Genomic DNA, 11,990 nt, shown 5'->3' on the forward strand with positions numbered 1-11,990 from the left:
GTCGCATTAAGCGGCCTTTTTTTATTGCAGGTTTTTCCAGCTCGGGCGTCCTGAGAGGAAGCGATGAAATATATTTTCGAAGTTCATATCAAAGAGGGATTCAGTGCTGAGGAATATGCTGAAGCCTGGGTACGAGCGTCCAGGTTAATTCAGCAATATCCCGGCGCGATGGGGACGGAACTTCACCGGAAAATTGATGATCCAAGAAAATTGCTTGCTGTTGCCACTTGGCATTGTAAGGAAGATAGGGATGCAATGCAGACGCAGCATTCTGTGGAGATCGATAAAATCATTCGCAGTGTTGCTCCCTTCGTCGAAATTCGTTCACTGGGTGAATTTGAAGACCCTCAATGGGTTGTTAATTTTAGCTTGGATTAATATTAGTGACTCCAAACTGAATGCAAGCTGAATAAAGCCAGTGGAGAAGATGAAAATTAAAAAATATAAAATTATATTATTTTTTGTGATTTGTTTTTCTAGTTAATTATTACGCTGTATTACAAGCATTTTTATCTTTTTGTTCCAGTCAATTCAACCATCTGTTTTGTTCAACTTGCCGCAAAAAAATAGTTAACTGACTTTTTGTAATTTACTGTTGTTGCGAACTAAAAAACTTTTGTTACAATCCGCTGCCCAATTTGGATCCCAACGTTAACGAAGGATTTTGATATGAGATTCAAGCTCGCTGCTCTTCCCCTGATGCTTCTCGCGGCTACTACAACTGCCGAGGAGTACAATTCATTTACCAAAGCTAGTTACTCTGATATAGAGTCCGGCTCCGTTGATGCAGACCGTTTTGATTTTGGAACAACTTATTATTTTAGTGGTAAAGAAACTCTCGGCCCACTGAAAGAATTTGAATACATCAATAAGGTTAGTAACGTTTCTGCAGGATTTTCTCATTACAATATCGGAAGCTTTGACTCCGATACTTTCTCTGCAGGTGGTGAGTACTTTACATCCAGTGGCTTTGTTATTGGTGCAGGAATTATTGACCTTTGGGAAAGTAATGTAGATTATCAGTCAATTGGATATCTGTTTTCTCCCGATTTTTTGGTAACCCTGAATCATGTTGATGATGATAGCGACAATGAATTTTCATTAAATGCTCGTTACAATCATCAATTAAACTCTACCGATTATATCGGTTTTAATTTATTCGTTGATGAAGAGTTTGATACTCGCTCACTGTCTTCCAAGTACTTCACTCACTTGGGTGGTGAGCAATACCTAACCGCAGAGTTGACTTATACGAACTATGATGAAGGTGACGATTATTGGTCTTTAGGTACAGAGTACTTCTTTACTCAGCGTACCTCCATCGGTTTCTCATTCGATGAAAACGATGAGTATAAGCTGGGCATGAACCACTTCTTCAACCAGAATTTTGCTGTTGAAGCGGCTTATGTTTCCAATACTGATAGTGATTTTGACTACGATGTATACCAATTAGGGCTGACTGTGCAGCTATAATTTGGACTCATAAAAGGGCTATCTAAGATAGCCCTTTTATTTCTGGATTTATATTATTCTATCTATCCGCACTAACCCTTCTAGATTTTCGATCAACTGATAATATTTAAAATCCCTCTAAATGCTACCTTACTATCAACATGCATTATCCAGGTTAATATGAAGGTCTGCTACAAATTGCAATAAGAGTTTCGAGTAATTTATTAGTTGTATTAAGACTCCAAATCCATAGATTTTTTGTATTCGATATTAATTTGTTGATAACAGTCTTAAGTTTTAAGCTATTAAAATGAAGCTTGAATATTTCGTTATACTTGCTCAGTAATCTTATTGGTTTGCAGTATTTATCTATACCTTGAAAAGGTAATTGAATATTTTCCCAGCTAGGGTTGCTGCATAATATTTATTTGCTATCGATGGGAACTTATTTGAATTCTAAGTGTAATTCAGCTCTTTTTGGCGCTCAAGAAAATTGATTTTATTTGATTATTGGATTTTTTACTTTAATTTGAATTTTTTCCTGGAGGAGGAGTCCTATTTGGCGCCATATATTTGAAAATAGCTAATAAGAAGGAGATTTAAATGAAACTTAGGGTTTCGGCTTTTTTACTGGTATTTTTCTCGGCTGTTGCTTCAGCTGAAGAGTACAAATCAATTACTACTGCAGGCTATTCTAATCTAGATTTTGACAGTGGAAGTGGCGATGATTTTTCTGTGGAAACAACCTATTATTTTTCTGGGAAGGATACTCTTGGCCCGCTAAAAGAATTTGAATTTATCAATAAATCTAGCAATATATCAGCGGCATATTACCATCGAAATATTGGAGATTGGAACAATGATAACTTTGCTTTCGCTGGTGAGTATTTTGCTGAAAATGGTTTTTTAGTTAGCGCTAACTTAACAGATTTTACGGAAAATAGTTTCAATACTATAGCTTTGGGATACTTGTTTACTCCAGATTTTCTGATGAAGTTATATAATACTGAAGGCGACACTTATGTTGAGGCGCGCTACAATTATCAGCTAAATAGTACTGATTATATTGGGTTTGGGTTCGTTGCTGATGAACTTTTTGATTGGCAGCTGTTTTCTTCTAAATATTTTGCAGGTTTAGGTGATAATAAATATTTAGCTGCAGATTTTAGCTACCTCAATATAGATGGTGGAGATAATTATTGGAAAGTGGGCACAGATTACTACTTTACACAGAATACTTCATTTGGAATTGATTACGATAGAAATAATGATTACAAGTTAGGGTTTTCTCACTTTTTTAATCGTAATATAGCTGTGGACGCTTCTTATAGCACTATTTTAGAGAATGTTTTCAAGCATTCCAGTTTTGGAAATGATATCTATGCAAAGGCCTTGAATCCAGATGTGGATGTAAAGAAATTTGAACTAGGTGTGACTGTACAATTCTGAGTGAAAGAAAGTAAAAAGGGCTATATGAGATAGCCCTTTTTATAGATTTTATAGTGCCGGATATTTTAAATTACAATTAAACTATCCTCTATTTGTCAGCCCCTGCATTCTTGCCTGAGCTTTCGATGCAATTTCTCCTCCTGCTTGAGACGCAGTCTGGTAATGCTGAAAAGCAGTTTGTACATTGCCTTGCTTCTCATAGACTTCACCCAGATAGTAATGTGCGTAAGCCGTATCCAGGTAGCGAAGAGAGCGGTTTAGGTCTCTTTCAGCCGATGTATAGTCCTTAAGTTGTGCACTGACCATTCCACGTTTCAGCCAATGGGAAAATAGGGCTGGGTTTTTTTGTACAGCACGATCATAAGCTTTGTGGGCGCTGGCGTACTGTTTTTTTTGCGCAAGCAGGTCACCTTCCAGTGCGAAGAAAGCTGCTTCCTTGGGCTGTTGTTTTTGCGCTTTACGCACGAGGTTTAGGGCATTGTCATATTGCTTGTTACCTGCTGCCTTCAATGCCTCATCATAATTTTTGTAGGCATCGGCATCGCGTTTAAGCTGGCTAATCGCTTTTTGGTAGGCACCACGGTTGCTAATGCCCCCTTTTGCCAGTGCTTTACTGTGCTCAATATTTGCGTTAACACGGGATTGTGATGGGGGATGGCTGGCAAATAGTGCTTCCAGTCCGTTGGTCTGGCGCCCCTTGGAGAGCTCAACAAATTTACGCTGCAGGCGAACTGCTCCTTGGGGGTCATAGCCGGCAGCAGCCATATATTTCATGCCGTATTCATCAGACTCCAGCTCATTGCCGCGACCATAGCGTGCGATATAGGCTGAGCCACCAAGCTGGCTGCCGGTAGAGATGAGGTCTGCATAGGCGGTGTCTTTTGCCGCTGCGCCCAGGACAGCAAGCCCTGCGCCCAGCACCTGTTGCTGTGACATGGCTGTAGCTGAATGCCGCGCAGCGGCGTGAACAATTTCGTGCCCTAACACAGCGGCCAACTCAGCTTCATCGTCCAGCAGCACCAGCAAGCCACGGTTAACGGCGATTTTACCGCCGGGTAGGGCCCAGGCATTGGGCACGGAATTGTTGAGCACGACGAACTCATAGGGCAGTTGGGGCTGGTCCGAAACTCTAGCCAGTTTTTGTCCCACCCTGTTCACATAATCCTGCAAGCTGGGGTCTATGGTGTATTGCCCACCTTGTTGCTGCTGGTTTTTAGGGTACTGTTGCTGCCCCAGGCTCAGTTCCTGCTGGGTTGAGATCAGGGAGAATTGTTGTTCTCCGGTTACGGGGTTGACAACGCAACCACTGAGAATTGAGGTTGTTACAAATGCCGCAGTCGCGAAGAAAGTCTGGTTGCGCGAGATCATTGCCTGCCTCCCTGTATAATGCTGAGTATTTAGCGATCACCCATTGTACACAGTCCGGGAAGAGAGGTTATGACAGCACTACAGGTAATCGAGTTGTTTGCGGGCACGAACCCTGATGGCGAGCCGGTGGTAGAACGCCTGCAGGTGCGTATTAATGAAGACAGTAGCTGTCAGCTGGTACGTTCCCCCGCTTTTATAAAGGGCATCGCCAGCGGCGATAGTATCAAGGTAGATAAAGATACCCAGCAGTTTGAGCTGGTAAAACGCTCTGGTAATTTGTCAATCCGAGTATTTTGTCGCGGTGATAGCGCAGAGCTTTCGGATAAATTAACCCCCCAATTGGAAAAACTTGGAGGCGAATTGGATCTGGAAGTTCCGCGTATGCTGGTATACAGCATTCATGTCAGCTGCGGGTTCGAAAAAATTGAAAAGATCCTGAATAGTGTCTGCGATGGGGCCAACAGTGTCTGGTATTACGGCAACGTGTATGATCCCAAGGATGGCCAGACCCCCTTGAATTGGTGGCAGGATATTCTAAAGCCAGAATAGTCACGGCCGGGGTAAATCAAGGGTAGTAGCAATATTTACTGCCGCATTATGCTAAGAGAGCCGGGCAAAATTTCAGGTATGCCCTAGATTCGCAATTGGTTTGGAACGTCGCTAACAGCGATGGTTAGGCAGAGGAAAGTAAGGTATCCGATGTTAATAGTGATTTCTCCCGCGAAAACGCTGGATTATGAGAGTGAAATTCCCGAATTGGAAACCACCCAGCCGGAGTTTCTCAAGGAGTCTGCAGCATTGATCAAAGAGCTGCGTAAACTCAGCCCGCAGCAGATTTCCAGCCTGATGAAAATTTCCGATAAGCTGGGCATCCTGAATTACGATCGGTTCCAATCCTGGAAGCGGCCTTTTACTGCTACGAATGCACGAGCGGCGCTGCTCGCTTTTAAAGGCGATGTTTATACCGGTCTTGATGCAGAGTCTATGGGCAAGCGCGATTTCAGCTATGCGCAAAAACATCTGCGTATGTTGTCGGGGCTCTACGGTATCCTGCGCCCACTGGACTTGATGCAGCCTTACCGTTTGGAGATGGGCACCAAGTTTGAGAATTCCCGTGGTAAGAACCTGTATGAATTTTGGGGAGAGAAAACCACCGGGGCTCTCAATGAGCAGTTGCATAGCCTCAAGAGCCGTGAGTTAGTTAACTTGGCCTCAAACGAGTACTTCAAGTCGATCAGACCCAGGGCGCTCGATGCCGAAGTGATTACCCCACACTTCAGGGACCTGAAAAATGGCCAGTACAAAATGATCAGTTTCTTCGCTAAGAAGGCGCGGGGCATGATGAGTCGTTGGGCTATCGACCAGCGGGTAAAAAAGGCAGAAGAGCTGAAGGGCTTTGATGTCGGGGGGTATGAATACAGCCCTGAAATGTCCAGTGAACACGATTGGGTATTTACCCGGGACGAAGCGCAATGAGCGAGCAGGCCCTACCGGATGCTCCCTCCTGCGCGCGTAACCGTGATCCCATCCTTGAACAATTACGACGCCTGCTGGCTGATAGCCGGCAAGTGCTGGAAGTTGGAAGTGGTACCGGGCAGCATGCGGTCTACTTTGCTCCTCAGTTGCCCCAATTAACCTGGCAGACTTCTGAACGTGCGGAGATGTTACCGGGAGTTTGCGCCTGGTTGGAGAAGCAGCCCGCGCAAAACCTGCTAAAGCCTCTTGCCCTGGATGTCGATAGCGACTGGCCAGAGCTCAGTGCAGACGTGGTCTTTACCGCCAATACCCTGCATATCATGTCGAGAGAATCGGTAGAGCGCTTTTTCCACAAGCTCCCCTCGGTCTTGGAGTCCGGTGGTCAGCTGGTTGTCTACGGTCCTGTGAAAATTGATGGGGCTTTTATCGGGCCAAGCAATGCCGATTTTGATCTCTGGCTCAAGGAGCGCAACCCAGCCAGTGGTATCCGTGACCTGGAATGGTTGGATCAGCTCGCTGCAGATGCGGATATGCGGCGCGAAGAGCTAAGTTTCCTGCCAGCCAATAATCAACTGGTTGTCTGGCGTAAAAACGATAATAAGGAGTAAGTATGCCTGCGTGGTTTGAAGTAACGGTAATTGTGGCCTTTGCAATTGGCGCTGTGTATTTTTTTGCCAAGTATCGTGAGACTGCTGCTGCCCTGCACGAAAGTGAGCGTATGAAGACGCGCCTTTCTAATGACCTGAACCGCTATAAGGATGTGCCTCGCCTGCGCGCCTTGCGCGATGCTTTACTGGGTTCCCGGCCCCTGCCTACGGACGATGAGGGCAATGAGCACCTGTTGCTGCGTGATGGGGATTTGCAATTGCACCACCTGATCCTGAGCAGGGAGAGTACACCGGTTAATGATGAGGACGAGAGCACCTATACAAAAAATGGTGAAAAGGTAAGGCTGGAGGAGTTTGATTAACCCCGGCTTTATCTGGGTAAGGAGTGGGGCGGTGTTTAAGCGCCCACTGTCACCTCAGGACCTTGCTCTACTTTGCTAACCACTTTTTTGACAGGGAAGTGCAAAGTGAAAGTGCTGCCTTGTGTGGGAGTACTTTCAACACTCATTTCACCGCCGTGGCGTATCAGAACGTGCTTCACGATAGCCAGTCCCAGGCCTGTGCCGCCGCTGTCTCGCGAGCGACCGGGGTCGACCCGATAAAAGCGTTCAGTAAGGCGCGGGATATGTAAAGGGTCAATACCTATGCCTCGGTCCTCCACACTGAAGTGACCGCCCCGGTTGTCCTGCCACCAGCGAAGCTTGATGGCCCCTTCATCAGGGCTGTACTTCACCGCATTCAGCACCAAGTTGGCAAAGGCGCTGTGTAGCTCGCTAGCATCACCGCGAATGCAGCTGGGGATTTCGTTTTCCACCTCTATCTGGTGGCGACCACCACTAAAGCTGCGTGCTTCCCGCGCTACACGCTCCATCAGTTCCTGCACATCTATCAGCATGTCGCCGCCAGTGCGCTCAGAGGTCTCCAGGCGTGCCAGAAGCAACAGGTCGTTGACCAGTGTGGTCATGCGTGCGGCCTGCTCCTCCATCTGTGCCAGTGGACGCTGCCATGCGGGTGGTGCCATATCACTGCCTTGCAGGGTTTCCAGGTAGCCGGCAATGACTGTCAGTGGGGTGCGTAGTTCGTGGGAGACATTGGCAACAAAATCGCGGCGCATCTGCTCCAGGTTGTGCAAGCGGGTGATATCGCGAACGATAACCAGTGCCTCATCTTTTCCATAGCGGGTAACCTCCAGCTGCAGGTGCAGTGCTTCATTGCCTGGGGCGGGAAGGGTCAGAGGCTCGCGCGAGTCGGTATCCTCGCTGTGCATGTAGCTGACAAAGTTGGGGTCACGGACAAAATTGACCAGGGATTGTCCGCTGTCACTGGCCTGCAGGCCGAGTAGCTCACCGGCAGCGGGGTTCCACCAAGCCAAATGGTCGCCATTCTCGAGAGCAACTATGCCCTCACGCAGAGCGCTGGTACTGTCCTGTACCCGCCGCAACATAGCGTGCAGCTTTTGTTTCTCACGGCGATGACGGCGTTGCATACGATAGAAGTCATCGTAGATTTCGCCCCAGATACCGAAAGAGGTGGGAGCGGGTCCGCGCCGGCCATTGGCCAGCCAGCGGTTGAAGCGCTGTTGTTGCCACAATACAGATAGAAGGTAGGCGGCCAGGCCCGCAATTAGGGCGAGCGACCAGTTGCCTGAGGTGAAACCGAGAATGGTGCAGCCCAGAGCGATAATTACAAAACGCGAAAACTCGCCAATACTGCGATCCAACATAGCGTTGCCGTGTTACCTGACGGACGCGAAAGGGCTCTGCCTGGCAGCCCTTCACGGTCAATACATCTTGGAAACCCATAGTTCTGAAGTGTGACCATTGGTTCCCGTGGAAGTCAGTGCCGATCTGTGGGGATTGTCACACTTTTTCGACAGTTTGCACAGAAAATCGATAGCCTGTTCCGCGTACTGTCTGGATATATCGGTCATGACCATCCACTGTCAGGGCTTTGCGCAGGCGACGGATATGCACGTCCACAGTGCGCTCTTCCACATATACGTTGCCGCCCCAGACATGGTCCAGCAATTGGGTACGTGTGTAGGCTCGCTCTTGGTGCGATAGGAAAAAGGTCAGCAGGCGAAATTCGGTGGGGCCCATATCTACAGGCTGTCCCTTGATAGTCACCCTGTGACTGAGAGGGTCCAGCACCAGGTTGCCGGCACTCAATGGGTCTTCCGGTGTGGCCGGCCCTGCGCGCCGCAACACAGCCTTGAGGCGTGCAACCAGTTCGCGGGGGGAGAAGGGCTTAGTGATATAGTCGTCGGCGCCTGTCTCTAACCCCTTGATTTTATTATCTTCTTCGCCTTTTGCCGTGAGCATGATGATGGGCACTGAAGCGGTCAGTTCATCGCGCTTGAGGCGCCTGGCCAGCTCGACACCGGAGACATCCGGCAGCATCCAGTCGAGCAGGATCAGGTCCGGCTTTTCATCGATAATCAGGGCGTGGGCCTCCTGGGCGTTCTCGGCTTCGAGGCAGCGGTAATCTGCCATCTCCAGCGCTATCCGCAGCATGTCGCGTACTGCGGCCTCGTCATCGACAATCAGAATCGTTTTACTGTGCATTTGCCTGCCATTCCCGCTCAGCTTCCAGGTTTTCCCGGTTATGGCTGGGGATTAAACGAGATTAATATGACAAATATATGACGGCTGCTGTCCGGTTCCCAGTCAGCAGTTAATTAAACAGATAATGCAGAAAAATTCCGGTAAATAACGCCAACCCTACCCAATTGTTGTTGAGAAACGCACGAAAACAGGCTTCTCTCCCCCGTTCGCGAACCAGCCATTGCTGGTAGGCAAACAATGAGGCCACAACGATAAGGGAAACGTAGTAAGTGCCCCCGAGGCTAAAGCGTTGGCCGATGAGCAGCAGTGCCATCAATACCAGTAGCTGCAGGGCGGCAGTCATGACTTTGTCCATCTCTCCAAAAAGGATTGCTGTGGATTTAACCCCAATCTTCAGATCGTCATCCCGGTCCACCATGGCGTAGAAAGTGTCGTAACACAGGGTCCACAGCAAGTTGGCAACATAGAGGAGCCAGACTTGTGGTGGGACTTTGCCAGTTACTGCGGCGAAGGCCATGGGAATGCCCATGCTGAAGGCAGCACCCAGTACCACTTGGGGCAGATGGGTGTGACGCTTGGCAAAGGGATAGCAGAAAGCTAGTGCCAGAGCGGGTAAGGAAAGAAGAATAGTCAGTTGGTTGGTTGTCAGTACCAGCGCGAAGGCCAACAGGCTGAGTCCGGCAAAAAGTCCAAGTGCTTCTTTTGGAGTGATACTGCCAGTAGCCAGGGGGCGTTCAGCAGTGCGTTTTACTTTGCCGTCGATCTCACGATCAGCAAAATCGTTTACTGCACAACCGGCTGCACGCATCAGGATCACTCCAAGTGTGAATACGGAGAACAGGTGCAGTCCCGGCCAGCCATCCGCAGCCAGCCATAGTGCTGCCCAAGTGGGCCATAACAGCAACAGAGAGCCGATGGGTTTATCCATGCGAGCCAGCTGCCAGTAGGGCATGATTGCGGGCCAGCGGGTGGCAATCTGTTGGCTGATCACGGTGGACTCTCCCAGTATCTAGTTAGTGACTGCGGCGGCTAAAGGTGAGGTCTCTGGCTGGAAACTTGAGAGAAATGTCTCTGCTACCAGCAGGGGCTTGTCCCGAAGCCAGAAAGTAGAGCGGCGACCCCAGGCGTTCTTATTCTCATTGCACAGGGTCTCCAGCTGGAAATTCGGATTTCGCTGCAGGCGATTAAATTGAATATCACCACGGCGAATACCTGGCTCGCTGAAAAGTAACTCCCCTAATGGGCGGTCGTCCAGGCTGCGCAAATTGCGGGACTTGCCTTGTAGGCTGCGCATCGGCAATACGCTGCGGGCGTATACCCAGGGCTGGCCGCAGCCATACAGTAAAACCTCCCGCACCAGGGCGCGACTGTGCGCACGCAGTTTTAGTGCGCGACACTCCTCAGCAAGGGGTGTTTGCCAGCCCTGGAAGAGGACCTGTACACGAAAATCCTCGCCGCTCTGCTGCTTCAAAGCCGCCGTCAGCGAGCCCGAATATTCCAGCCAGGGCAACAGTGACTCGGGAGGCTCTGGGAGTGTTGGCTCTAGGGGCTGCCCACGCCAATCGCCGGTGGGTACAAATGGGGATTGGTGCAACGATAACTCCGCAGTCTGGAAAAATGGCATTGTACCTCGGCTGTTGGCGGCTGGCCTCACCCTGTTGCATTTTTGCTCCCTGAGTCGCCAGTGGATATAGTGCCCTCTTTGACGAAAACAACGAATCTATAACGAATCCATAAAGAGAAGCTTGTTATGGGGCTTACGACCAAAATTCTTGTGGGGATGATTGCGGGCATTCTTTTGGGGTGCCTGTTCAATTTCCTGAATATGAGCCAGCTGCTCGGCGAGGGTGTTACCAGCGCCATTAACCTTTACCTGACCGAGGGTCTTTTTGACATCATCGGCCGTATATTTATTGCCTCACTGAAGCTGATGGTGGTGCCGCTGGTGCTGGTTTCCCTGATTAGTGGTGCCTGTGCTTTATCGGAAGGCAGCCGTATTGGCCCATTGGCGGGTAAAACTGTTCTGCTCTATATGCTGACCACAGCCATCGCTATTACTCTGGCCCTTTGTTTGGCACTGATATTCCAGCCTGGGGTCGGTGTGAGTGAAACCGCGGCAGAGGCCACCGCGGCTTATCAGCCAAAGGAATCCCCACCCCTTTCCGAAGTGCTGGTAAATATTTTCCCCACTAACCCAGTAGCCGCAATGGCTGAAGGTAATATGCTGCAGATTATCGTGTTCGCCCTGCTGATGGGCTATGCGATTTCCCGCTGTGGCGAGCCGGGCCAGCGCATCGCTGCTTTCTTTAATGATATGAATGCTGTCGTATTGCGCATGGTGGGTGTGCTGATGGTGTTTGCCCCCTATGGAGTTTTTGCCCTTTTGGCAAAAACTTTTGCTGACTTGGGGTTTGGAGGGCTCTTGCAGTTAGGCAAGTACTTCCTGGTTGTACTAGGTGCCCTGCTGCTACATGCCTTGGGGACTTACTCGCTGCTTTTGAAGATGTTGAGTGGCCTCAATCCGTTGGAGTTACTCAAGAAAATGTGGTCCACCATGGTCTTCGCTTTCAGTACTGCCTCCTCCGCAGCCACTATTCCTGTGACCCTATCTACAGTGGAGAAACGCCTGGGCGTAGATAACAAGGTTGCCGCTTTCACTATTCCCTTGGGTGCCACTATCAATATGGACGGCACTGCGATTATGCAGGGGGTGGCTACGGTCTTTATTGCCCAGTTCTTCGGTGTGGAGATTGGCCTGACCGGTTATCTTACAGTGATTCTTACTGCCACCCTGGCCTCTATTGGCACTGCCGGTGTACCCGGTGTGGGTCTGATTATGCTCGGTATGGTGCTGCAGCAGGTGGGTCTGCCGCTAGAAGGCATTGCTATTGTGATCGGTGTCGATCGTCTGCTGGATATGGTGCGTACTGCGGTGAATATTACCGGTGATGCGGTGGTAAGTAGTGTGGTGGCGAAGAGCGAAGGGGCTCTCGATGAAGAGACTTACTACGATGCCAACTACAAGAGTGTAAGCATCAACGATAATCAAAATACTGTTGGCGCCCACTGAGGC

At 49.0% G+C, this 11,990-nt stretch carries 13 protein-coding genes; 8 read left to right on the forward strand and 5 right to left on the reverse strand.

What is annotated here, in order from left to right:
* Nucleotides 1-63: 63 nt before the first annotated feature.
* The 3 genes from G367_RS0114905 to G367_RS23955 all read left to right on the forward strand — a co-directional run bounded on the left by G367_RS0114905 (nucleotide 64) and on the right by G367_RS23955 (nucleotide 2,901).
* Entirely contained in the window at nucleotides 64-378 is a 315-nt protein-coding gene (locus G367_RS0114905) for an antibiotic biosynthesis monooxygenase family protein (RefSeq protein ID WP_020413946.1), read from the forward strand.
* A 291-nt stretch (nucleotides 379-669) separates the two neighbouring features.
* Nucleotides 670-1,473, forward strand: a complete 804-nt coding sequence (locus G367_RS0114910; protein ID WP_020413947.1) for a putative porin — start codon at nucleotides 670-672, stop codon at nucleotides 1,471-1,473.
* A 582-nt stretch (nucleotides 1,474-2,055) separates the two neighbouring features.
* A complete protein-coding gene (locus tag G367_RS23955; RefSeq protein WP_020413948.1) occupies nucleotides 2,056-2,901 on the forward strand; it encodes a putative porin in 846 nt (281 codons plus the stop codon).
* Nucleotides 2,902-2,982: 81 nt separating this feature from the next.
* Here the strand turns inward: G367_RS23955 and G367_RS0114920 are convergent, their stop codons facing one another.
* Nucleotides 2,983-4,269, reverse strand: a complete 1,287-nt coding sequence (locus G367_RS0114920) for a M48 family metalloprotease (protein WP_020413949.1) — start codon at nucleotides 4,267-4,269, stop codon at nucleotides 2,983-2,985.
* A 69-nt stretch (nucleotides 4,270-4,338) separates the two neighbouring features.
* On the opposite strand from G367_RS0114920, the gene G367_RS0114925 reads away from it, so the two are divergent.
* The 4 genes from G367_RS0114925 (at nucleotide 4,339) to G367_RS0114940 (ending at nucleotide 6,715) form a co-directional block, all read left to right on the forward strand.
* On the forward strand, nucleotides 4,339-4,818 hold the full coding sequence (locus G367_RS0114925) for a DUF4265 domain-containing protein (protein WP_020413950.1): 480 nt from the start codon (nucleotides 4,339-4,341) through the stop codon (nucleotides 4,816-4,818).
* A gap of 150 nt (nucleotides 4,819-4,968) precedes the next feature.
* Complete coding sequence (gene yaaA / locus G367_RS0114930) at nucleotides 4,969-5,745, forward strand: peroxide stress protein YaaA (RefSeq protein WP_020413951.1); 777 nt, start codon at nucleotides 4,969-4,971, stop codon at nucleotides 5,743-5,745.
* Entirely contained in the window at nucleotides 5,742-6,353 is a 612-nt protein-coding gene (locus G367_RS0114935; protein WP_020413952.1) for a DUF938 domain-containing protein, read from the forward strand. The genes yaaA and G367_RS0114935 overlap by 4 nt, the downstream gene beginning before the upstream one ends.
* A 2-nt stretch (nucleotides 6,354-6,355) precedes the next feature.
* Entirely contained in the window at nucleotides 6,356-6,715 is a 360-nt protein-coding gene (locus G367_RS0114940; RefSeq protein ID WP_020413953.1) for a hypothetical protein, read from the forward strand.
* A gap of 35 nt (nucleotides 6,716-6,750) precedes the next feature.
* Here G367_RS0114940 and phoR read toward each other — a convergent pair whose 3' ends face one another.
* From phoR to G367_RS0114960, 4 genes are all read right to left on the reverse strand, one after another.
* The gene (gene phoR / locus G367_RS0114945; protein WP_020413954.1) at nucleotides 6,751-8,076 is read right to left on the reverse strand and encodes a phosphate regulon sensor histidine kinase PhoR; all 1,326 of its coding nucleotides are present in this window, start codon (nucleotides 8,074-8,076) and stop codon (nucleotides 6,751-6,753) included.
* 136 nt (nucleotides 8,077-8,212) lie between these two features.
* Nucleotides 8,213-8,917, reverse strand: a complete 705-nt coding sequence (phoB, locus tag G367_RS0114950) for a phosphate regulon transcriptional regulator PhoB (RefSeq protein ID WP_020413955.1) — start codon at nucleotides 8,915-8,917, stop codon at nucleotides 8,213-8,215.
* Between the two features lie 109 nt (nucleotides 8,918-9,026).
* Nucleotides 9,027-9,869, reverse strand: coding sequence for a 4-hydroxybenzoate octaprenyltransferase (gene ubiA, locus G367_RS0114955; RefSeq protein WP_051089518.1), 843 nt, complete (start codon nucleotides 9,867-9,869; stop codon nucleotides 9,027-9,029).
* Nucleotides 9,870-9,926: 57 nt separating this feature from the next.
* Nucleotides 9,927-10,511, reverse strand: coding sequence for a chorismate--pyruvate lyase family protein (locus G367_RS0114960; protein WP_157533534.1), 585 nt, complete (start codon nucleotides 10,509-10,511; stop codon nucleotides 9,927-9,929).
* Nucleotides 10,512-10,667: 156 nt separating this feature from the next.
* On the opposite strand from G367_RS0114960, the gene G367_RS23960 reads away from it, so the two are divergent.
* A complete protein-coding gene (locus G367_RS23960) occupies nucleotides 10,668-11,987 on the forward strand; it encodes a dicarboxylate/amino acid:cation symporter (protein WP_020413958.1) in 1,320 nt (439 codons plus the stop codon).
* Nucleotides 11,988-11,990: the final 3 nt, after the last annotated feature.

The sequence above is a fragment of the Microbulbifer variabilis ATCC 700307 genome (genome assembly GCF_000380565.1).
Lineage (GTDB): Bacteria > Pseudomonadota > Gammaproteobacteria > Pseudomonadales > Cellvibrionaceae > Microbulbifer > Microbulbifer variabilis.

Coding starts and splice junctions, on each gene's coding strand:
- G367_RS0114905 (WP_020413946.1), top strand. CDS start 64: ATGAAATATATTTTCGAAGTTCATATCAAAGAGGGATTCAGTGCTGAG.
- G367_RS0114910 (WP_020413947.1), top strand. CDS start 670: ATGAGATTCAAGCTCGCTGCTCTTCCCCTGATGCTTCTCGCGGCTACT.
- G367_RS23955 (WP_020413948.1), top strand. CDS start 2,056: ATGAAACTTAGGGTTTCGGCTTTTTTACTGGTATTTTTCTCGGCTGTT.
- G367_RS0114920 (WP_020413949.1), bottom strand. CDS start 4,269: ATGATCTCGCGCAACCAGACTTTCTTCGCGACTGCGGCATTTGTAACA.
- G367_RS0114925 (WP_020413950.1), top strand. CDS start 4,339: ATGACAGCACTACAGGTAATCGAGTTGTTTGCGGGCACGAACCCTGAT.
- yaaA (WP_020413951.1), top strand. CDS start 4,969: ATGTTAATAGTGATTTCTCCCGCGAAAACGCTGGATTATGAGAGTGAA.
- G367_RS0114935 (WP_020413952.1), top strand. CDS start 5,742: ATGAGCGAGCAGGCCCTACCGGATGCTCCCTCCTGCGCGCGTAACCGT.
- G367_RS0114940 (WP_020413953.1), top strand. CDS start 6,356: ATGCCTGCGTGGTTTGAAGTAACGGTAATTGTGGCCTTTGCAATTGGC.
- phoR (WP_020413954.1), bottom strand. CDS start 8,076: ATGTTGGATCGCAGTATTGGCGAGTTTTCGCGTTTTGTAATTATCGCT.
- phoB (WP_020413955.1), bottom strand. CDS start 8,917: ATGCACAGTAAAACGATTCTGATTGTCGATGACGAGGCCGCAGTACGC.
- ubiA (WP_051089518.1), bottom strand. CDS start 9,869: ATGCCCTACTGGCAGCTGGCTCGCATGGATAAACCCATCGGCTCTCTG.
- G367_RS23960 (WP_020413958.1), top strand. CDS start 10,668: ATGGGGCTTACGACCAAAATTCTTGTGGGGATGATTGCGGGCATTCTT.